At 59.4% G+C, this 21,008-nt stretch carries 17 protein-coding genes and 1 pseudogene; 14 read left to right on the forward strand and 4 right to left on the reverse strand.

From position 1 onward, the window contains the following. Positions 1-2 precede the first annotated feature (2 nt). The 7 genes from NKH78_RS25905 (at position 3) to NKH78_RS25935 (ending at position 9,396) form a co-directional block, all read left to right on the forward strand. Entirely contained in the window at positions 3-455 is a 453-nt protein-coding gene (locus tag NKH78_RS25905) for a Rieske (2Fe-2S) protein (protein WP_352884645.1), read from the forward strand. Positions 456-697: 242 nt separating this feature from the next. After that, complete coding sequence (locus NKH78_RS25910) at positions 698-2,284, forward strand: ABC transporter substrate-binding protein (RefSeq protein WP_352884647.1); 1,587 nt, start codon at positions 698-700, stop codon at positions 2,282-2,284. 7 nt (positions 2,285-2,291) lie between these two features. Beyond that, on the forward strand, positions 2,292-3,242 hold the full coding sequence (locus NKH78_RS25915) for an ABC transporter permease (RefSeq protein ID WP_352884648.1): 951 nt from the start codon (positions 2,292-2,294) through the stop codon (positions 3,240-3,242). Between the two features lie 8 nt (positions 3,243-3,250). Beyond that, positions 3,251-4,075, forward strand: a complete 825-nt coding sequence (locus NKH78_RS25920; RefSeq protein WP_352884649.1) for an ABC transporter permease — start codon at positions 3,251-3,253, stop codon at positions 4,073-4,075. Beyond that, positions 4,068-5,705, forward strand: coding sequence for an ABC transporter ATP-binding protein (locus tag NKH78_RS25925; RefSeq protein WP_352884651.1), 1,638 nt, complete (start codon positions 4,068-4,070; stop codon positions 5,703-5,705). The genes NKH78_RS25920 and NKH78_RS25925 overlap by 8 nt, the downstream gene beginning before the upstream one ends. 714 nt (positions 5,706-6,419) lie before the next feature. Then, the gene (locus tag NKH78_RS25930; RefSeq protein ID WP_352884652.1) at positions 6,420-7,850 is read left to right on the forward strand and encodes a M20 family metallopeptidase; all 1,431 of its coding nucleotides are present in this window, start codon (positions 6,420-6,422) and stop codon (positions 7,848-7,850) included. 553 nt (positions 7,851-8,403) lie between these two features. Continuing rightward, on the forward strand, positions 8,404-9,396 hold the full coding sequence (locus NKH78_RS25935; RefSeq protein WP_352884653.1) for an IS481 family transposase: 993 nt from the start codon (positions 8,404-8,406) through the stop codon (positions 9,394-9,396). On the opposite strand, the gene NKH78_RS25940 is transcribed toward NKH78_RS25935, so the two are convergent. The 4 genes from NKH78_RS25940 to NKH78_RS25955 all read right to left on the reverse strand — a co-directional run bounded on the left by NKH78_RS25940 (position 9,393) and on the right by NKH78_RS25955 (position 13,685). Further along, positions 9,393-10,814, reverse strand: coding sequence for an aldehyde dehydrogenase family protein (locus NKH78_RS25940; protein ID WP_352884654.1), 1,422 nt, complete (start codon positions 10,812-10,814; stop codon positions 9,393-9,395). The two genes, NKH78_RS25935 and NKH78_RS25940, sit on opposite strands and share 4 nt — an antisense overlap. 114 nt (positions 10,815-10,928) lie before the next feature. Then, the gene (locus NKH78_RS25945) at positions 10,929-11,903 is read right to left on the reverse strand and encodes an aldo/keto reductase (RefSeq protein WP_352884655.1); all 975 of its coding nucleotides are present in this window, start codon (positions 11,901-11,903) and stop codon (positions 10,929-10,931) included. 186 nt (positions 11,904-12,089) lie between these two features. After that, positions 12,090-12,446 (reverse strand): non-heme iron oxygenase ferredoxin subunit, encoded by a 357-nt coding sequence (locus NKH78_RS25950; protein WP_352884656.1) that lies wholly within the window; start codon positions 12,444-12,446, stop codon positions 12,090-12,092. A 21-nt stretch (positions 12,447-12,467) separates the two neighbouring features. Further along, positions 12,468-13,685, reverse strand: coding sequence for an NAD(P)/FAD-dependent oxidoreductase (locus NKH78_RS25955; RefSeq protein ID WP_352884657.1), 1,218 nt, complete (start codon positions 13,683-13,685; stop codon positions 12,468-12,470). Positions 13,686-14,036: 351 nt separating this feature from the next. Between NKH78_RS25955 and NKH78_RS25960 the strand changes: the two genes are divergently transcribed. The 7 genes and pseudogenes from NKH78_RS25960 to NKH78_RS25990 all read left to right on the forward strand — a co-directional run bounded on the left by NKH78_RS25960 (position 14,037) and on the right by NKH78_RS25990 (position 20,936). Further along, positions 14,037-15,479, forward strand: coding sequence for an aminotransferase-like domain-containing protein (locus NKH78_RS25960; RefSeq protein WP_352884659.1), 1,443 nt, complete (start codon positions 14,037-14,039; stop codon positions 15,477-15,479). 467 nt (positions 15,480-15,946) lie between these two features. Then, on the forward strand, positions 15,947-16,300 hold the full coding sequence (gene tnpA, locus NKH78_RS25965; protein ID WP_031239744.1) for an IS66-like element accessory protein TnpA: 354 nt from the start codon (positions 15,947-15,949) through the stop codon (positions 16,298-16,300). Further along, a complete protein-coding gene (gene tnpB, locus NKH78_RS25970; protein WP_352884661.1) occupies positions 16,297-16,644 on the forward strand; it encodes an IS66 family insertion sequence element accessory protein TnpB in 348 nt (115 codons plus the stop codon). The genes tnpA and tnpB overlap by 4 nt, the downstream gene beginning before the upstream one ends. Positions 16,645-16,710: 66 nt before the next feature. After that, a pseudogene (tnpC, locus tag NKH78_RS25975) lies at positions 16,711-17,595 on the forward strand (IS66 family transposase); the annotation flags it as partial. Positions 17,596-17,726: 131 nt separating this feature from the next. Then, on the forward strand, positions 17,727-18,974 hold the full coding sequence (locus NKH78_RS25980) for a site-specific integrase (RefSeq protein ID WP_352884663.1): 1,248 nt from the start codon (positions 17,727-17,729) through the stop codon (positions 18,972-18,974). Continuing rightward, positions 18,971-19,933, forward strand: a complete 963-nt coding sequence (locus NKH78_RS25985) for a tyrosine-type recombinase/integrase (protein WP_352795034.1) — start codon at positions 18,971-18,973, stop codon at positions 19,931-19,933. The genes NKH78_RS25980 and NKH78_RS25985 overlap by 4 nt, the downstream gene beginning before the upstream one ends. Then, complete coding sequence (locus tag NKH78_RS25990) at positions 19,926-20,936, forward strand: tyrosine-type recombinase/integrase (protein WP_352884665.1); 1,011 nt, start codon at positions 19,926-19,928, stop codon at positions 20,934-20,936. Before NKH78_RS25985 ends, NKH78_RS25990 begins: the two co-directional genes overlap by 8 nt. The last annotated feature ends 72 nt before the right edge of the window (positions 20,937-21,008 follow it).

Below are 21,008 nucleotides of genomic sequence, written 5' to 3' on the forward strand. Positions count from 1 at the left end.
CGGTGCCCAAGAAATATGAAGTTTGTTACGCAGACGAGATCCCGGTCGGCGGACGACGCATTGTCGATATAGCAGGCCGGAGTGTCGGGATCTTCAACGTCAACAACGAATACTATGCCGTTCGCAACAGCTGCCCACATAAAGCCGCGCCTCTGTGTAGAGGAATTATCGACGGAATGGTCAAGGGCGGAACGCCAGGGCAGTTCGAGTACGAGCAAGAAGGCGAAATAATTCGATGCCCTTGGCATGGCTGGGAGTTTGCGATCAAAACCGGCCAGTCCGTGTTCAATCCACATAAGATTTACGTGCGCGGCTATCCCGTGAGCGTGGAGGTAAAGACCTCAAACTGCGCCGAGGCCGATAGCATGGAGGAGGATCCATCGGTCGACACCTACCGCGTGTCGGTCGAGGAGACCAACGGTAACCGTCGACCTACTCTCTACATACACCTTTAGGTTAGAATGGGGCCTTCTCCGGACCAGCGCAGGAAGAACGGCTCGACCTCCGCCGGAAGAGCGAAGCGCTGTCGCGATAGCCGATCTCGATCAAAGGAGCCAGTCCACATGGACGGCGATCGCTTCCGACGTTCGCTGGTGTGATTGGCCACCTTGACGGATCGTACCGTAACGGCAACTAGACTACTTCGTGCGGCTAGCAAGTATAAACCAATTAACGCATGGAAAAAAGGGGAACTAAGATGATTGACGAAATGGGTTTTCTCAGTGAGCGCGTCGCGAAAGGTAAGCTGTCCCGACGCGAGTTTCTAGGTCGGGCGGCGGCGCTCGGCGTCAGTGCAGCGTTTGCCAACAACCTGCTTGCCACGGCCGCAAGGGCAGAGGGGCCTATGAAGGGGGGCTTGCTCAAAGCCGGGGTGGAAGGTGGATCAGCCACAGACAGTCTCGATCCAGCGGCAATATTGGGATCAGTAACTCAAATCTTCAGCCGTCAGTGGGGTGAACAGCTCGTTGAGCGGGATCCAGATGGAGAATTGCGGCCGCAACTTGCCGAGGAATGGGGCGCCTCGAAAGACGCCAAGGTCTGGACTTTCAAGATCCGCAAGGGCGTGCAGTTCCACGATGGCAAGGAAATGACGCCCGCCGACGTGGCGGCCACCATGGAACGCCACTCCGACGCTAATTCGAAGTCGGCCGTGCTCCCCCTCATGCAGGGCATCGACAAGATTGCCGTCGACGGCCAGAACGTGGTCTTCACGCTCAAGGAAGCCATAGCCGACTTTCCGTTCATAATGAACTCACACCTCCTGGTGATCCAGCCGAATGGCGGCAAGGACAATCCGACTGCAGGCATCGGTACCGGTCCGTACAAGATCACGGTCAACGAACCGGGTGTTCGACATGGTGGCGAAAGATTCGCCAGTTACTGGCGCGACGATCGCGGCTTTGCTGACCAGGTCGAGATCATCATCATGAACGACGCGACGGCCCGCACCTCTGCGTTGCGGAGCGGGCAGGTCCACATCATCAACCGAGTTGATCCGAAGGTGGCTGAACTCCTCAAGCGCTCTCCTGGCATCACGATTCGTAACGTTGGCAGCCGAGGCTTCTATACTTTCTATTGCCTTAGCGACACAGCCCCCTTCGACAACAACGACCTGCGGCTTGCACTAAAATACGCCATCGACCGCGATGAGATAGTTCAGAAAATCCTCGGGGGCTACGGCTCTCTCGGCAATGACACACCGATCAACAATGCCTATCCACTGTTCACCAAAATTGGGCAGCGCTCGTACGATCCGGATAAGGCAGCCTTCCATTACAAAAAGTCCGGGCATTCGGGGTCGGTACTCCTTCACACGTCCGACGTCGGCTTTGCGGGCGCGGTGGACGCTGCTCAGCTTTACCAGCAGAGCGCGGCGAAAGCAGGAATCACTATGGAGGTTAAGCGGCACCCGAGCGACGGCTACTGGTCCGACGTTTGGGGCAAGGAACCATTCGCGGCATCCTATTTCGGCGGCCGGGCGACGCAGGACATTACGTATTCCCTCCTGTATCAATCTAAAGCGCCATGGAATGAAACCCGCTTTTCCAACGAGAAGTTCGACCAAATGCTGCTACAGGCACGCGGCGAACTCGATGCGAACAAGCGCAAGAAGCTCTATGCCGACATGGGTCAAATCGTCCACGACGAAGGCGGCTCGATCATCCCGGTGTTCAACGACTTCATCGATGCCACTGGGCCGCAGGTTGGCGGCTGGGTCGCCGATGGCAGCTTTGAACTTATGGGTGGCGGCTACGCCCTCTCCAAGTGCTGGCTGCAGGCCTAGACGGACCATGATTCTGAGCCTCATTGCCCAGCGCATAGCGCTGGGCCTCCTGCTGTTAATGGCCGTTTCAGTGCTGATCTTCGCCGGCACGCAGATCCTGCCGGGCGACGTCGCGCAGTCCATCCTCGGCCAGTCGGCCACCCCGGTCGCGCTCGAGAATCTCCGCAAGGAAATGGGCCTCAACGATCCGGCCTATGTCAGGTATTTTCACTGGCTCTTTGGCATCATCCATGGCGATCTGGGCACCGCGCTGACCAGCAAGCTCGATATCGCCACCTCGATAAAGGAGCGGCTTTGGAACACCTTGTTTCTGGCCTTCTGGGCGGCGATCATCTCGGTCCCGCTTGCCATCATCCTCGGCCTCGTCGCCGTGCGCTACCGCAACGGGCCAATCGACAAGCTGATCTCCGGTTTTGCGCTGGCGTCCACTTCGCTGCCGGAATTCTTCATCGGCTATCTCCTGGTCTATTTCTTTGCCGTGAAGTTCCAGATCTTCCCAGGCACTTCGATGGTCTACGATGGCATGCCCTTCCTCGACAGAATGCAGGCGATCGCGCTGCCCTGCACGGCCCTCATGCTGGGCGTGCTGGCCCATATGATGCGCATGACGCGTGCCGCGATCCTCAACGTGATGCAGTCGGCCTATATCGAGACGGCGGAACTGAAGGGGTTGACGGCGTTTGAGGTCATCCGTGAGCATGCTTTATTCAATGCCCTAGCGCCCATCATCAATGTCGTGATCCTGAACCTCGCCTATCTCGTCGTCGGCGTCGTGGTCGTCGAGGTGATCTTCGTCTATCCGGGTATGGGGCAGTATCTCGTCGACCATGTCGCCAAGCGCGACGTGCCCGTCGTCCAGGCCGTCGGCCTGATCTTCGCCGCCGTCTATATTTTCCTCAATGTCGTGGCCGACGTGACGTCCATTCTCGCCAATCCGCGCCTCAGGCATCCGAGGTAAGGAGCGCCATGTTAAGACGTATTCCCATCGGAGCGCTCATCGGCCTTGTTATCACCACCCTCTTCTTCCTGGTGGCGATCTTTGCACAGTGGATCGCCCCCTACGGCCTCGGCGAAATCGCCGGCGGCGTCTGGGAGCCTATAGCGGCGAAATGTCTCTTCGGCACCGATAATCTTGGCCGAGACCTGCTCTCGCGCATGATCTATGGTGCCCAGACGACGATTATGATCGCGGTTCTGGCGACACTGCTTTCCTTCTCGATGGGCGCAATCCTCGGCTTCACCTCTGCGGTGGTCGGCGGCTGGTTCGATATGTTGATGTCCCGTTTCGTCGACCTGCTGATGGCGATCCCGACGTTGATCTTCGGTCTCGTGGTGCTTTCGGTGCTGCCTTCGACGCTGGCCACGCTGATCCTGGTCATGGGTGTGCTCGACTCGACCCGCGTCTTCCGTCTCTCGCGCGCGATCGCATCGGACTTGAACGTCATGGATTTCGTCGAGGCCGCCAAACTGCGCGGCGAAGGCAAGTGGTGGGTGATCTTCGCCGAGATCTTGCCCAATGCGCTCTCGCCGCTGGTCTCGGAACTCGGGCTGCGCTTCATCTATGCGATGCTCTTCCTCTCCGCTCTCTCCTTCCTCGGCCTCGGCGTGCAACCGCCGGCAGCGGACTGGGGCGGCATGGTCAAGGAGAACAAGGATGGCATCGTCTTCGGCATCCCGGCGGCGCTGATCCCGGCTGCGGCGATTGCCGCGCTCGCCATCTCCGTCAACCTGGTCGCCGACTGGATCCTGAACCGCACCACCGATCTCAAGGGAGGGCGCGGCAATGGCTGATGTTCTGCTCGACATCCGCAATCTTCGCATTGAGGCGACCACCTATCCGCCCGGCGAAAAGCCGATGACGATCACCATCGTCGATGACGTATCGCTGAGGCTCGAAAAAGGCAAGGTGCTGGGCCTGATCGGTGAATCCGGCGCTGGCAAATCCACCATCGGCCTCTCGCCGATGGGGTATGGCCGCGGCGGCGTGCGCATCACCGGCGGCGAGGTCATCCTCAACGGCCGCGACATCCTCAAGCAGGGTAAGAACGGCATCCGCAAACTGCGCGGCCATGAAGTATGCTATGTCGCGCAATCCGCGGCGGCGGCCTTCAATCCCGCCCAGCGGCTGATGGACCAGGTGGTGGAAAGCTCGCTCAAGCACGGCTTAGCCAACCGCGCCGAGGCCGAACGCCGGGCGGTGGCGCTGTTCCGTAAACTCAGCCTTCCCGACCCGGAAAATATAGGCAGGCGCTATCCGCACCAGGTCTCCGGCGGACAATTGCAACGCGTGATGACGGCCATGGCGCTCTGCGCTGAGCCGGATCTGATCATCTTCGACGAACCGACCACGGCGCTCGACGTGACGACGCAGATCGACGTGCTCGCCGCGATCAAGCAAGCAATCCGCGCTACCGGCGTCGCGGCGCTCTACATCACCCATGATCTTGCGGTCGTAGCGCAGGTGGCCGACGACATCATGGTGCTGCGCCATGGCAAGATGGTCGAGACGGGCACCGCCCATCGGATCATCAAGGAGCCAAAGCAGGCCTATACCCAAGCGTTGGTCTCCGTGCACCATATCGAGCACGAAGAGAAGCATCCGACGCCGAAACCGATCCTATCGGTGAAGAACGTCACGGCCGCCTACGGCAACGGCATTTTAAAGGTGTTGAAGAACGTCTCGGTCGATATCCATCCCGGCCAGACGCTGGCTGTGGTCGGCGAATCCGGCTCTGGAAAATCGACGCTGGCGCGGGCGATCACCGGCCTGCTGCCGCCGCAGCAGGGTGAGATCAGCTTCGAGGGCCGTAAGCTTTCCAACCGACTCGGCGGCCGTACCAAGGAAGACCTCCGCCAGCTTCAGATGATCTACCAGATGGCCGATGTGGCGATGAACCCGCGCCATACCGTCGGCACCATCATCGGCCGGCCGCTAACCTTCTATTTCGGCCTCAGGGGTGCGGCGCGCGACAAGCGGGTCAAGGAGTTGCTTGCGGAAATCGAGATGGGTACCGGCTTCATCGACCGTTATCCTGCAGAACTCTCGGGCGGCCAGAAGCAGCGCGTCTGCATTGCGCGCGCGCTGGCCGCCAAACCCAAGCTGATCATCTGCGACGAGGTGACATCGGCCCTCGACCCGCTGGTCGCGAACGGCATCCTGAAGCTGTTGCTGAACCTCCAGAAGATCGAGCAGGTCGCCTATCTCTTCATCACCCACGACCTCGCCACGGTAAAGTCGATCGCCGATTCCATAGCCGTCATGTATCGCGGCGAGGTGGTGCGGTACGGTTCGAAGAGCCAGGTGCTGACGCCGCCGTTCGACGACTATACCGATCTCCTGCTGTCGTCCGTGCCGGAGATGGAACTCGGCTGGCTGGAGAAGGCGACCGCCGGGCGGAGGATGGCGAGTGCGGGGAATTAGCGATGTGACTCTTCGCGATACCACCAATTTAATGAGGTTCCCCGCGTCGGTGCCTCCCTCCACCCGCGCAACCTTGCCCGGCTTTCGAGCCGGGCCTTTTCAGTCGAATCCGCACGCGACAAATTGCCGTTCCGAGAGAACGCAATGACGCAATGGTAAGCCGGTCGCGCGTGAAGACATCGTGGGTGACTACGCAACGGGAGGCAGCACGATAGTGACGAGCATTCTCACGGCGTTGCTCGAACCCGCACTACTGGCGTTGCGGCGTCGATGCCCCTCCGGATGAATTCGGCTACGGCATTATAACGATGCGTGATCTAAGCTTTGCAGGTGTACTGATTTGGCACTGTCAAGTAGGACCGAGATCAAAGCAGATTCTGCGTTAGCGTTCCTGTGAGCTTGTTGGACTCCGCCGGCTCGCCTGACAAAAGCAAAGAACCGGATTAGTTAGCGCAGACGCGCTCCTTATCTCTGTGTGCATCAGGCTGCCACGGTCACTAAGACACTTGATGGTGGCGTTGTACTGATGCGATTTTCTGCGATCTGCATCTATCAATGCGTTGGCGCTCGATGCTTACTTTGCTTGGCGGAACCGAGTTCATCGAGAGAACCGGATGTAGATTAACCGGGCGTGGCTCTTTAGAGAGCAGACTAATTCTAACAATCAGTACCTACCCGCTTGAACGACAGAGTGACTCAGGGAATTCAGTAACTATGGAAAATGACCCTCTCAGCCTTGATGAAATCGTCCGTCACGTGAATGCGAAAGCTGCCGACTACTGCGCCTTAAGCGACCGCATCTGGGCAATGCCAGAATTAGCATTTGAGGAGCATCGCTCGGTTGCAGAGCACATCGCTATGCTCGAGCGCGAAGGTTTTCGCATCACCAGGAATGTCGGCGGCATCGCTACCGCCTTCATCGCCGAGTTCGGCGAGGGCAGCCCCATAATCGGCATTCTCGGAGAATACGATGCGCTTCCCGATCTTGCTCAAGTCTCGAGTGCAACGGAGCCCAGCTCGACCGAGGGTGGACCAGGTCATGGCTGCGGGCACAATCTTCTCGGCGCTGGCTCGGCGCTTGCAGCAGTTGCATTAAAGGACGCGCTCGCAGCCGAACGTATTGAAGGTACCGTGCGCTTTTACGGCTGCCCGGCAGAGGAAGCTGGAGGGGGTAAGGCCTTTATGGCCAGAGCCGGCGCCTTTAACGATCTCGATGTCGCCTTCTGCTGGCATCCGGCGGTGGTTAACGAAGTGCTAACAAAGTCCTGCAACGCCGCAAAGTGGGCTCGTTTCTCCTTTACCGGTCGCGCAGCGCACGCGGCGGCGGATCCACATCTGGGGCGCAGCGCGCTCGACGCAGTCGAGCTAATGAATGTTGGCGTCAACTACATGCGCGAGCACATGCCCTCAAACGCTCGCGTTCACTATGCCATTATCAACGCTGGCGGTGAGTTCCCTAACGTCGTGCAGGCGTATGCCGAGTCATGTTATTCTATTCGTTCTCCGAACTGGGAAGATGCTGAGCGGGTGTTCGCGCGCGTGCAAAAGATTGCAGAAGGCGCTGCGCTTATGACCGAGACATCTGTTAAGGTGCAAATCACTGGCGGCTACTCGAACATTTTGCCTAACAAGGCGCTGTATGATGTTATGTACGAGAACATGCGCCGTGTCGGCCCGCCCCCCTTTGATGGGGCTGACTATGAGTTCGCCAAGCAGCTTCGCAAGGTGGCGCTTACGGATGAAGATGCGCTGGCCAGCGTCGCGGGTCGCGATGTTTCGCTTAAGAACAACCTTCTCCACGATAGCCTTCTACCGTTAGGGACAGACCAATTCGAGTTCGGCTCGACAGATGTGGGCGACGTCAGCTGGATCGTGCCCACTGTACAGTGTCAAACAGCCTGTTTCGCCATTGGCACGTCCTTCCACAGTTGGCAGCTGGTCACTCAAGGCGATCTGCCGGCGGCCCACAAGGGGATGATATTGGCTGCCAAGGTCATGGCTTCTACGGCGGCAGATTGCATACGCAATCCAGAGATCATCGCTCGTGCAAAGGCGGAGTTGAAGCAACAAACGGGGGGGCGACCATACCTCTGCCCAATACCATCGGACGTCACGCCCAGTGATTTGCGTGGGAAGGCGCTATAAAGCCGAGCTCTCAATATTCGCTCACGCGCACAGCATCGCAACGGGATACAGGGAAGCGCTGGCCGAACTGCTCCCTTATGCGCAAGGCACAGGCGGTGCCTGGTGACGAAGGACCCGAGGCGGACGTAAGAGTCTGTCTTGAGAGCCGTAGAACCGTAGAACCGTCGTTGTGACCACGAGCGAATAGAGCGCATCCGCTGCGGCGCCATGACGTCTATCCGAAACAATCGACGCACGGTGTATCTTCGTATCCGTATGGGGGCCGCCTCCTACTTTGAGGCGTAGTATCCGCAAACGATTAAGTGGAAGCTATCCCCCCCGCCCCGACACGGAAACGGACACCGGCGGAATGGGAAGATCCCGCGTCAGGCTTCGTGGGCGGACTTCGTCGTCCAGAGCTCGCCGCAGTTTCATGCATTCCCTTGCTCACCACATCGCGACCGGCTGGATGGAATTTGCTCCGCTAATGGGTCGCGAAGGGACGCTGTTGCTTTAGATGTTTGATCCCAGACTTTGATGGGGCATCCTTACCTTCCGAATCAAAGGATGCGCTATGGGCCAAGTTCTGCATGGGAGCGCCACAACGACAGAGGCGGTCCGTCGAGCGATACAGCATAGTCAAGAGAGCCTGAGGACGCTGGCCAAGCGCTACGGGATCAACCAGAAGACGGTTGCAAAGTGGAAGAGGCGAGCTTCGGTCGCCGATCTGCCGACTGGTCCGAAGGAACCGAGATCGACGGTGCTCTCGATTGAGGAGGAGGCGGTCATTGTCGCTTTCCGCCGCTACACGCTGCTGCCGCTCGACGACTGCCTCTATGCGCTTCAGGCGACCATCCCGCACCTGACACGGTCTTCATTGCATCGCTGCCTGCAACGCCATGGCATCGGCCGGCTCCCGGATGTCGAGGGCGACAAACCGGCGAAGAGGAAATTCAAGAGCTACCCGATCGGCTACTTCCACATCGACATTGCCGAGGTCAGGACCGAGCAGGGCAAACTGCACATGTTCGTCGCTATCGACCGCACCTCGACGTTCGCCTTCGTCGAGTTGCACGAGAAGGCCCCCACCGCCGTCTCTAAAGAGTTCCTGCTCCGGCTGATCGCGGCCGTGCCCTACAAGATTCACACCGTGCTTACCGACAACGGCATCCAGTTCACCACCCCCGGTGCCGGTGGCTCGGCGGTGCCGCTGATCAAGGAGGCAATCGCCAATGGCGAGATCTTCCGCGCTCACGCCTTCGAATACGCCTGCGCCAGGAACGACATCGAGCACCGCACGACCAAGGCAAGGCATCCGTGGACCAACGGCCAGGTCGAGAGAATGAACCGGACCATCAAGGACGCCACCGTCAAGCGCTTCTACTACGAGAGCCATGACCAGCTACGCACCCATCTCGCCGACTTCGTTGCCGCCTACAACTTCGCTCGCAGACTCAAGACCCTCAAGGGTCTCACGCCCTACGAGTTCATCTGCAAGGCGTGGGCGTCACAACCGGAACGCTTCACCCTCAATCCGCTCCAGCAAATGCCGGGACCGAACATCTAGTAGCCCGCGATCGCTTTTGTCTCTAAGAAGTCTTCCATACCGAATCTTCCCCATTCACGGCCATTTCCCGACCTCTTGTATCCACCGAATGGCGCGGCCAAATCAGGAAACACCCCTTGAATGTTGACACTGCCCGCTCGAATCTGCCGAGCAACGTTGCGAGCACGGTCTACCGACCCAGACGTAACGTAGCCGGCAAGACCGTACGGGGTATCATTGGCGATGCGTATCGCGTGCGCCTCATCCTCGGCCTTCATCAGCACCAAAACAGGGCCGAAAATCTCTTCCTGCGCGATTGCCATATCGGACGTTACATCCGCGAAAATGGTTGGTCGAACATAATAGCCATTATTAAGGCCCTCTGGCAGGCCTGTGCCGCCCGCGACCAACGTCGCGCCGTCTGCAAGACCCCTTTCAATCCACGCTTGAATTCTCTCCCACTGAGTCCGATTGACGACGGGGCCGTGGGTGGTGGCTACGGCTCGCGGATCCCCGACCTTCATCTGGTCCACAGCCATTTTCGCTATGCGCGCGGCCTCCCGCATCTTGGCTGCGGGGACAATCATTCGACTGGGTGCGTCGCATGACTGGCCAGTATTGAGCATCATGTAGGCGACACCGCTGGCGACAGCCTGCTCAAGATCTGCATCATCCAAAATGATATTGGGCGACTTTCCGCCTAGTTCTTGGCTGACACGCTTGACGGTGGCGGCAGATCGGATGGCCACGTCTACGCCCGCGCGCGTCGAACCAGTGAAGGACATCATGTCGATGTCAGGATGCTCGCTCATTGCAACACCAACCTCAGGCCCCAAGCCATTGACGAGGTTGAATACACCGCGGGGCACGCCAGCCTCATGCAAAATCTCTGTGAAGATCAATGCGCAACTTGGCGTAAACTCAGAAGGCTTCAGGACCATGCTGCAGCCAGCCGCGAGCGCTGGCGCGACTTTGGCCCCGATCTGGTTCATGGGCCAGTTCCACGGCGTAATCATCCCCACTACACCAATCGGTTCTCGCACGATCAGCGACGAGCCGATTGTCTCCTCGAAGCTGTACTTCTCAAGAACACTGCGTATCGTTTCAAAATGGGCCAAGCCCGCTGCAGCGTGTTCTCTGTCTGCAAGCCCCAAAGGTGCGCCCATTTCGTCGGAAATGGATGCCGCAATGTCTGCAAACCTTGAACGGTAAACATCGATAACTCTTCCCAGGAGTGCGAGGCGCTCGTGGCGTGATGTGTTGGAAAAGTCGTTGAATGACCGTTTGGCTGCATCGACCGCCGCATCTACATCAGCCTTCGACCCGAGAGCTATCTCATACATTGTCTCTTCGTTTGCAGGATTGACTACGGCCATTCGGTTCGGCGACGCGGGCTCTGTCCATATGCCATCGATGTAGAATTTCATGCGCTGAACCATTAACCGCTCCTAAGTTTGATCGAATCTTTTGGGAAAATCAAAGACCGTCCGCGATTGAGATTGGCTTGGATGTATCGCGTAGCGCGCTCTCGCTGCCGTCCCCGTCGCCTATAGCTAAAGTCCTGAAACTGGATGTGGCACGTACGGCGCCTCGAGTAATTTGACCTCATCTTCCGATAGCTTCACGCCGACGGCCGCGAACGCGTCTTCGAGATGTTGCGGCTTCGTCACGCCGACGATGGGTGCAGTCCCCACCGGCTTCGAAAGCAGCCACGCCAAGGCAAGCTGCGCATGAGGGAGGCCCCGTGTTTGCGATAGCGACGTAAGACGGTCGACGACGATCTTGTCCGCTCCTTGCGTTCCGGCGTAATTACCCGCGCTCAATTCGTCGGTCCGCCCGCGAAGGGTGTCTGCCTCTTCCTGCCAAGGGCGCGCGAGACGCCCCCCCGCAAGCGGACTCCACGGTAAGACGCCAACACCTTCGCTCTCGCACAGAGGGAGCATCTCGCGTTCTTCCTCGCGATAGAGGAGATTGTAGTGCGGTTGCATGGAGACAAAGCGGGTCCAACCATGATTGCCAGCGAGTTGGAGCGCTTTGCAGAATTGCCATGCAGCCATTGAGGATGCACCGATATACCGAACCTTCCCGGATTTGACGACGTCGTGTAGTGAGTCGAGCGTCTCTTCGATCGGAGTAGCGTCGTCCCAGCGATGGATTTGGTAAAGGTCGATATAATCGGTGTTGAGGCGGCGCAGGCTCCCCTCCACCTCCGCCATGATCGCCTTGCGTGAAAGGCCGCGTCCGTTTGGATCGGCCCGCATCGGGTAGTAGACCTTCGTCGCGATCACCACCTCGTCGCGCCGGGCATAATCATGGACAGCTCGGCCCAGAACCTGCTCACTCGCTCCGTGGCCATACGTGTTGGCGGTATCGAAGAAATTGATTCCACCTTCGATCGCCTGCTTGATGATTGGTCGGCTCTGATCCTCGCTCAAACCCCAGCGCCGCTCAGTTAAGCCGAAGCTTAAACAGCCAAGACAGATCCGAGAAACCTTGAGGCCGGTCCTTCCAACGTTGACGTAATCCACCCCGTTCCTCCCCAACTTGAGCTGGTCGATGCAACCCAAGGCTTACACGACCGAAGCGACGTCACAGATCTCCGATGGCACCTGGTGCGAAAGACGATGCCGTCTGCCTGAGGACTAGCATGGCCACTGGAATACGTGCGCGGGCACCAACGTACAGCGTGTTTCGGCCCCAGCTCTGGCGCGACTTCACGCTACGGGAAGACGCACCAGGACCTGGCCGCTTTCCACCTTCGTCTCGAACACGGTGATCGGGCAGTCAGCCGGGCCTTGAACCACTTCACCCGAGGTGATTTCAAATTGAGCACCATGCAAAGGGCACTCGATAAGGGTCCCCTCCAGCCAGCCGTCGGAAAGGAGAGCGAACGCGTGTGAACACACGTTGGTGGTCGCATATACTTTGTTGTCGATCAGGTAAATAGCAATCCGTTTATCGTCGATTTCGACCGGCGTTACGGAATCCTCTTGAAGATCGGAAAGGGCGCAAAGAATTATCCATTCAGAATTTTGCGGCGCAGTATCTATGTTCTTTTCTGCTGTTGTCACAGTTCACTCCGATTGGCGTAATCAGCCAGCTGCCAGGTATAAGTCAGACGGATCGACTTCCTCGGCCCGGCTCATAATATCCGGAGATATGGGCTTGGCAGCCTTTGCGTCTCGCCGGAGCTGCGTCATGTCACGACCAGGGTTGACCCCCACGGCACTGACAAAACCTCCATGGTCATCGGTGCCAATCTCCAGCCACCGTTCGCTCGCGACGTCCCCGATGCGATACAGGCGCGTCGCGAGGGCTGGCAGTCCGAAGGACTGGAGGGTCACGCCGCACTGATCGGACCAGAACCAAGGTAGGTCCTGATACTGCGCATCCAGACCGCACATGACTTTTGCGGCCACAACGGCCTGATCGCCTGCCACAGTCCAGCTCTCACTGCGTAGCCGCCGGCCAAGCGCGGGCACAGGATAGTTCGTCACTTCTCCGGCAGCATATATTCCCGGAACGGACGTTTCGCAGCGTGCGTTCACAACGATCCCGTCGGCGGTGTCGATGCCTGCGTCAGCTGCAATTTCTGCATTTGGCCCGATCCCAATGGCAATAAGGACCATGTCAGCAACGGCCGCCCCCCCATCCCAAGTCAGAAGGACCTCGCCCTTTGAATTGTTCGACATGCGCAGATTTGCACAGTTCAAACGGAGCTCACCACCTTCGCTCGCGTGGCGCGTCGCGACCCATTCTGACAAGGAGAGCGAGGCGCTGCGCGGCAGCAGTCGCGGCGCCAGCTCAAAAACCGTTGTTTGACACCCCAAGCGGCGAGCGATCGCCGATACCTCCAGTCCTATAAAACCGCCACCGACAACTGCCAGCCGTTTGCCATGCGCAAGAACCCCGCGTAATCGCAAAGCGTCTGATTCAGTGCGCAAATAGTGAACTTGTGCCGGGTCCACACTGAAGTTCTCCAAATGCCGGACCCGAGATCCCGTAGCGATTAAAAGCTTGTCGTAGTGTTCCGGATCACCGTTATCAGTATGGACGATGCGTCGAAGAGGGTCGATGAGAGTGGCCTTTGTTCCATCTCGTAAAACGACGCCGTCGGCATAGAGCTCAGACCCTTTCAGAGTCGGCCTCTTGCCCTCCAAGAGAAAGTCCTTGGACAGTGGCGGTCTGTCATAGGGTGTCCCGGTTTCGCCATGAATCAGGACCGTGCGCTGCTCAGGACGCAGCTCGGCGAGCGTTGTGGCAGCACGATGTCCTGCTAATCCTCCTCCGATGATAACGACCGTTTCCATAAACCTTCCTCAGCGCCTGGCAACTTTGAACGTTACCAACATGACAAAAGAAACAAAAATCTGGAGATGCACCAGTGTCAAATTCCTGCGAATTCGTTCAGCACAGACGGCCCACCAGCCAAAGCAAAACCTCGAAACGCCTCCTCGCCAGAAACTGTGCTCCGCGGAATAGGTCGCTTTTGTGCATTTTGCCGGTCCAGAAGGATCCATATTGTCCGGTCGCCGGTTACGGCGGTGCGGAAGGCTCAATTATCGCGACGGATCGGACTGCCACCCATTGTACGTTAAAAGGTAAAACGGCTTTCTCGTGCAGACACCGCAGGTGCCAGTTACGATAGGAATTTCAGTCCTATGACCCGTGTTTCCAAAACGTCGGCTATGCGCCGCTACGAATTTGTCGTTGACCTCATCAAGCGCCGCATTCGCACCGGGACTTTGAAAGTCGGTGATCGCCTGCCGTCTGTCCGGCAATTAAGTGAAGATACCGGCTATAGCCCGATGACAGTGCATCATGCATACGAGCTCTTGGAGGCTGGCGGGATTTGCGAGGCCCGGCCCCGGTCGGGTTTCTATGTCGTCGGTGTGCCGGCTCCAACGGCAAGCGCAGGATACAATAGCCACGATGTCGAGCGAGAGGCGGTAAAAAGTCTGCCTGAGGCTTTGCTACATATTTGGTATTCAAATGAGCTTGGCGCGTTTGGCAGCTTCTATCCAAGTCCGGACCTATTCGACCGCAACGACATAGACCGGCTGTTGCGCCAGCTTTTGCGCCAAGGCGAAACCAGGCTCGTTGGGTGCGATTCACCACAAGGCGACGTGCAGTTGCGACATGAAATCTCCCGCCGCGCATCAAGGCGGGGAAGCGTCGTCGGACACGGGGACATCGTTGTCGGCAACACGGGCATGTCGTGCTTCGACATGTGCCTCAATGCATTTACCAAGCCAGGAGAAGTCGTTCTTGTCGAAAGTCCTTCTTTTTTTCCAATGCTGGCAGGATTGAACCGCAAGAGCCTTTCTGTGGTGGAAATTTATTCCCACCCGCGCTCGGGCATCGATCCCGAACAATTCCTGCATCTTGTCCGCTCTAATTCGGTTCGCGTGGCATTGCTTATGGGTTCCCATCACTATCCCACAGGAGTGACCTATTCCGAGCAAACAATGCGCCGTATTGTAGAAATTGCTCGCCAACACCAAGTGCTTATCTTGGAAAATGACATGTTCAGCGACCTGAACTACGATGGCAACAGGCAGCCTTCGTTCAAACAACACGATCCATCCGACATTGTGGTGCAATTTGGAAGTTTCATGGCCTCGCTCCCGCCAGCGTATGGATTGGGTTGGATCATTGCCGGCACCCACACACGACGTTTGATGACGCACCAGTATGCACATGGATTGAACAGCGGTGATGGTATTGTCCAGCGCGCGATCGCCACGTTTCTGGCCACCCGTAGTCAGGATCGACATTTGAGGCAGTTGCGCTGCACACTTGCCGCGAGAATGCAACGGGGCCTCGATTTAATCGCAGAACATTTTCCAAGTGAATGTGTCGTATCGCCGCCCGTCGGTGGGTACATGTGCTGGGTACGAGGACCAGTCGGCTTCGATGCTACTAGCGCTTTGCTTCAAGCGATAGAATCCGACTTCAGTTTTCTCCCAGGTCCAATCTTCTCGATTGAGGCCTCCTTCCGAAACTTCGTAGCGCTTAACTTCTCGTTCCCATGGATCGCTCAGAACGAAGCTTATCTGGCGAAATTGGGCGAGATGATGCACAGGTCGGTCGGTCGGCGATGACCATCAAACCGAAGCGTCCCTGAACAAGCCTTTCGAAAACGCAGCACGCTTTATTACGGAAGTGGGTTGCGCGGTAGTCAAGATCGAGGGCGATTAATTTGCGGACAGCGATGGGCGGCCAATATTGCACGCCGAAAAACACCCAAGAACGATGCTTTGGCGGCGAGAAGCGAGAAACAAGGATCCCGCCCGAAAAAGTTGCGGCTGTCGCCGCGGGTGCGTAGGATTGCGCCCGTCAGGGAGCCCCTGCGCACGGCCCGGGCCGACGTGGATTGCTCCTCCTCCATCGTGATGGACTTTCACCATCTACTCCTTGCCGTTCTCCCGGCGCACCTTCATAGGATCTGAACAGTTCGCCAGTTCGATCGTCGCGTACGCCTCCGGCGAGGGCCGCCTTGCGGGAGCATGGCCCGGTAGCGAAGCTGCGCTCTTAAGGTCGTCCTTTCGAGCGAAGTTAGCAGCACAGCATGAGCCATGTGACGTTATTGACCGGGCCTGAGCGTCGTCGTCGTTGGCGTGAAGAGGATCAGTGCCGGATACTGGCCGCGGCATTCGCGCCCGGGGCCACAGTGGCGGCGGTAGCGCGTCAGTACGATGTCGCGACCAGCCTGATCTATAAGTGGCGCCGCACGGTGAGAGCCCGCGAGACGGGCTTTGCCGAAGTTGTCGTGGCTCCCGATGAGCCTGTCGCCGTTTCGCGGCCGGCGGCATCCCCAGCGGTGATCGAGCTGGAGGTCGCCGGCAAGGTGCGGCTGCGGATTCCGCTGACCACGCCGCCAACACTGGCGGCAGCGATGGTGAAGGCGCTGGGCGTTTCATGATCCCGGTTCCGAGCCAGGTGCGGATCTGGTTGGCAGTCGGCCAGACCGATATGCGTCGCGGAATGCAGGGTCTCGCTCTGCAGGTTCAGGAGACGTTGGGCCGGGATCCGCATGCCGGCGATCTTTATGTCTTCCGCGGCCGCAGCGGCAACCTGATCAAGATTATCTGGCATGATGGGCTCGGCATGTCGCTGTATGCCAAACGGCTCGAGAAGGGCCGGTTTCTATGGCCGTCGCCGGCGGACGGCACGGTTTCCATATCACCGGCGCAGCTTGCCTACATGCTCGACGGGATCGATTGGCGCAACCCGCGCCACACGTTCCGCCCGCAGCGCGCGGGCTGAGTTTTTCTTTGCGTTTGCGCCATTTTCCGCGAGTCAGCGGACGCGTTTTATGATTCACTTCAGAGCATGGTTGCCCCCGCCCAGGATGCTGTTCCGGACGATATCGGCGCGCTGAGAGCAGCGCTGAGCGCGGCGCTGGCCAGAGCCGAAGACGAGGCCGCACGCGCTGCGCTGGTCGAGGCCGAACTGGCGGTCGCCAGGGCCAAGGCATCGGATGATGCGGCGCTGATCGCCCATCAGGATCTGACGATCCGGAAGCTGCAGCGGGCGCTGCATGGTCAGAGTTCTGAACGCTCAGCCCGTCTGCACGACCAGATGGAACTCACCTTCGAGGAACTCGAGAGCACGGCAACGGAAGACGAGATCGCCGCCGAACAGGCCGCAGGCCGCACCACCGAGGTGGCGCCTTATGTGCGCAAGCGGCCGGCGCGCCAGCCATTTCCCGAGCATCTGCCGCGCGAACGCGTGGTCGAGCCGGCGCCGACCGCTTGCCACTGCTGCGGCGGCCATCGGCTGCGCAAGCTGGGTGAGGATATCACCGAGACGCTGGAGGTGGTGCCGCGGCAATGGAAGGTGATCCAGCACGTACGGGAGAAGTTCACCTGCCGCGACTGCGAGGCGATCAGCCAGGCTCCGGCGCCGTTCCACGCCACCCCGCGTGGCTGGGCCGGTCCCGGCCTGCTGGCGATGATCCTGTTCGAGAAGTTCGGCCAGCATCAGCCGCTCAACCGCGAGGCTGAACGCTATGCGCGCGAAGGCGTGCCGCTCAGCCTGTCGACGCTCGCCGATCAGGTCGGCGCCGGCGCCGCGGCGCTGATGCCGCTGTTCAAGCGGCTCGAAGCCCATGTGCTGGCCGCTTCGCGTCTGCACGGCGACGACACGACGGTGCCGGTCCTGGCCAAGGGCAAGACCGATACCGGCCGATTATGGACCTATGTGCGTGATTATGCGCACCCGATGATTATGCGCAGCTCACCGGGACATTTATCCAGTTTTCTTCGGCAGATCAGTGAGATGGTGGCCGGCATTCAAACTAGGCACTGCGCATAATCCTTCCGAGTCCCATCAACTCGGAGATCCACATGCAAAAAGCGATCATCCTTCAGCCACAGCCCCGCGCTTGGCTGGAGGGCAGTATTCTTCGGCCCTACGTTTCGCAGTACGGTGAGCACTTGCAGCGAAGGCGATATGCGCCGAACACGCAGCGCGCCTATTTGTGCTGCATCGCGCATTTCGCCTATTGGCTGACTCAGGAGGGGTATGACCTGGAAGCGATCGGCCAGGGCGCCGTTATGCGCTTTCTCTCGGAGCACCTGCCGGCGTGCGCCTGCTCCGACCCGGTCCGTCGTTTGCGCCATGAGTTGCAGGCGGCACTGGGCCATCTTTTGGAGGTACTCGAAGCCGGCGGCGTGGTGCTGCAGTATCCTGCCCGCAATTCCGCCATCGAACAGGAGCTGACGCGCTTCGATACCCACATGCGCGACGTCTGGGGATTGGCGGACAACACCCGTCGGAAGCGTTGCCGAGTGGTTGGAGGATTTCTCGTCGAGCATTTCGGCGAGCAGCCGATCTCCCTGGCGACAGTCAACGCCGCATCCATCCGCCGCTTCGTCCTTGGCAAACAGGGGCGAAGACCCACCACCGTCGCCGCGATCGGCGTCATCATTGGCTGCTATCTCCGCTTCCGCAGCATGTCCGGCGACCGGGTGAGCGAACTGAAGGCCGCGATTCCCCGGGTCGCCCACTGGCGGTTGGCATCATTGCCCGAGGTGCTGACCGGCGCCGAGATCGACGAACTGCTGAGTTCCTTTGATCAGGCGTTCCCGTCGCGCCTGCGGGCTTATGCGATGGTGCGGTGTCTGATCGATCTCGGTCTGCGATCCAGCGAAGTCGTCAAGCTGCAGCTTGACGACATCAACTGGGCCGATGGCACGATCAAGCTTGTCGGCACCAAGAGCCGACGCGCGGATGCTCTGCCGCTACCGTCCGAGACGGGAGCGGCGATCGCAGCCTATCTGCACGAGGAGCGGCCCGCGACGTCGAACCGGGCCATATTTGTTCGCCATGTTGCCCCCTACAACGAGCCGATCACGACGAAGAGCGTCAAACGCGCAGTACTGGCCGGCTACCGACGATGTGGATGGACGCGGACCGGTGTCCACATTCTCCGCCACAGCATGGCGAGCCGACTTCTGCGCGCCGGCGCGCCGATGAAGGAGATTGCGGACATCCTGCGGCATCGAAGCCTCGACACGTCCGCCATTTACGCAAAGGTCGATCTGACCAATCTTGCAGCTGTGGCCCTACCCTGGCCGGGGAGCGCGCAATGACCGGCGCGCGCACCATGCTCTCGCTGGCAAAGGACTATTTGTCCGAACGCCGCGCCCTTGGTTTCGCCCTCAGGATGCAGGGCCATCAAATCACCGCCTTCGCCTTGTTTGCCGACGAGCGCGGTCACAGTGGCCCGCTCACCAACGATATCGTCCTGAACTGGGTGCAAGGCCAGGCCAAACGGGCCAGTCCTTTCTCATGGGCCCGGCGCCTCGAGGCCCTTCGCCCGTTCGCGAGGTATCTTGCCCGGCTCGATCCCGGCACCGAGTTCCCACAAACCGCGACCTTTGGTCGTTCACATCGCCGCCTCGCACCGCACGTCTATTCGGAGCAGGAGATCTGCGACCTTGTGACCGCCGCTTCGCGCCTCGCCCCTGAGGGCGGGTTGCGGCCGGCAACCTACGCGACGATCTTTGGGCTGATCGCCGCTACGGGTCTGCGCCGGTCAGAAGCACTTCACCTGCGCTGCAGCGATGTCAATCTCGATGGAGCGTTCCTTACGGTTCGGAACACGAAGTTCCGCAAATCCAGGCATGTGCCCATACACGCCACCGTCGTAGCCAAGCTACGGCGCTATCTGGCGGTTCGGGCGCGTCCTGGTGCACTCACCGAGGACTCACCGCTGTTCCTGTCTCCGGCGGGTGGATTCATCGCGGAGCGGAGGATCAATAAGGTTTTCCAGAAGCTTCGCACCAACCTTGGTTGGACCGCGCGGGGCGGCCATGGCAAGGTGCGTATTCACGACCTGCGCCACACCTTCATTTGCCGCCGTATCCAGCTCTGGCACGAGCATGGCGCCGATATCGACAACGCCATGGCGGCGCTCTCGACCTATGTCGGCCACGCCAAGATCTCCGATACTTATTGGTATTTGACCGGCGTCCCGGAACTCATGGCGGTCGCTGGCAAACGGTTCGAGCTGTTCGCCTCTACGGTTGGAGGGGGTCATCATGACTGACCCCAAGCTGGCATCGTCCTTCCCCATCCTGCTGCAACGCTTTTTCGTCGAGCATCTGGGCAATCAGCGAGCCGTCAGTTCGCGCACCATCGCCGCCTACCGCGATACCTTCCGATTGTTGCTTGACTTCGCCGAGGCGACGATTGGAAAGGCGCCCACCCGGCTGACCCTGGCCGACCTCGATGCGCAGTTGATCCTGAGCTTCCTCGACCACTTGGAGAAGGAGCGGAGCAACGGCGCCCGTACTCGCAACGCCCGCCTGGCGGCACTTCGCTCTTTCCTTAAGTATGCCGCCCACTACGATCTGACCGCGCTCCCCGTCATCGAACAGGTGCTGGCCATTCCGATGAAACGGTTCGACCCGCCGGTCCTGGGATTTTTGTCACGCGAGGAGATGCAGGCGATCCTTGAGGCGCCGGATGCGCGGACATGGGCAGGTGAGCGGGATCGCGCACTGTTCAGTCTGATGTACAACGCCGGCGCCCGCGTGTCTGAAGCCATCGGCCTGCGCGTCGGCGAGGTCGCCGTCGATGGCTCGGCGGTCGCGCACCTGCATGGAAAGGGGCGCAAAGATCGCAGCGTGCCGCTCTGGCGGACGACCGCCAACCTGATCCGCAACTGGAAGCGCCGGTTGGACTATGGGGGCGAGGAGAACTTCCTGTTTCCGAACAGAGGCGGCGGATGCATGGCGCGTTCGAACGTCACCCAGCGCCTTGAACTTGCGGTCTCGGCCGCCGCGGAACGTTACCCGCAACTCGCGCGTCGCTCGATTTCGCCTCACACCATCCGCCATACCACGGCAATGCATCTTCTGCAGTCCGGCGTCGACATCAGCGTCATTGCCCTATGGCTGGGTCATGAGAGCCCCGCCACGACGCACATGTACCTTCAGGCGGATCTCGCCATGAAGGAGCGTACGCTCAACCGGCTGCAGCCCATGACGGCCAGTCAAAGCCGGTATCGACCGCCGGACCAGCTCATGCAGTTCCTGTTGAGCCTTTAAAAATTATGCGCAGCGCCTAGTTTGAATGCCGGCCACCATCTCACTGATCTGCCGAAGAAAACTGGATAAATG

It is taken from the genome of Mesorhizobium sp. M0910, from assembly GCF_040319465.1.
Taxonomy (GTDB): Bacteria; Pseudomonadota; Alphaproteobacteria; order Rhizobiales; family Rhizobiaceae; genus Mesorhizobium.

Excerpts from the sequence above, each read along its gene's own strand:
- NKH78_RS25910 (WP_352884647.1), top strand. The coding sequence starts at position 698 with ATGATTGACGAAATGGGTTTTCTCAGTGAGCGCGTCGCGAAAGGTAAG.
- NKH78_RS25915 (WP_352884648.1), top strand. The coding sequence starts at position 2,292 with ATGATTCTGAGCCTCATTGCCCAGCGCATAGCGCTGGGCCTCCTGCTG.
- NKH78_RS25920 (WP_352884649.1), top strand. The coding sequence starts at position 3,251 with ATGTTAAGACGTATTCCCATCGGAGCGCTCATCGGCCTTGTTATCACC.
- NKH78_RS25925 (WP_352884651.1), top strand. The coding sequence starts at position 4,068 with ATGGCTGATGTTCTGCTCGACATCCGCAATCTTCGCATTGAGGCGACC.
- NKH78_RS25930 (WP_352884652.1), top strand. The coding sequence starts at position 6,420 with ATGGAAAATGACCCTCTCAGCCTTGATGAAATCGTCCGTCACGTGAAT.
- NKH78_RS25935 (WP_352884653.1), top strand. The coding sequence starts at position 8,404 with ATGGGCCAAGTTCTGCATGGGAGCGCCACAACGACAGAGGCGGTCCGT.
- NKH78_RS25940 (WP_352884654.1), bottom strand. The coding sequence starts at position 10,814 with ATGGTTCAGCGCATGAAATTCTACATCGATGGCATATGGACAGAGCCC.
- NKH78_RS25955 (WP_352884657.1), bottom strand. The coding sequence starts at position 13,685 with ATGGAAACGGTCGTTATCATCGGAGGAGGATTAGCAGGACATCGTGCT.
- NKH78_RS25960 (WP_352884659.1), top strand. The coding sequence starts at position 14,037 with ATGACCCGTGTTTCCAAAACGTCGGCTATGCGCCGCTACGAATTTGTC.
- tnpA (WP_031239744.1), top strand. The coding sequence starts at position 15,947 with ATGAGCCATGTGACGTTATTGACCGGGCCTGAGCGTCGTCGTCGTTGG.
- tnpB (WP_352884661.1), top strand. The coding sequence starts at position 16,297 with ATGATCCCGGTTCCGAGCCAGGTGCGGATCTGGTTGGCAGTCGGCCAG.
- NKH78_RS25980 (WP_352884663.1), top strand. The coding sequence starts at position 17,727 with ATGCAAAAAGCGATCATCCTTCAGCCACAGCCCCGCGCTTGGCTGGAG.
- NKH78_RS25985 (WP_352795034.1), top strand. The coding sequence starts at position 18,971 with ATGACCGGCGCGCGCACCATGCTCTCGCTGGCAAAGGACTATTTGTCC.
- NKH78_RS25990 (WP_352884665.1), top strand. The coding sequence starts at position 19,926 with ATGACTGACCCCAAGCTGGCATCGTCCTTCCCCATCCTGCTGCAACGC.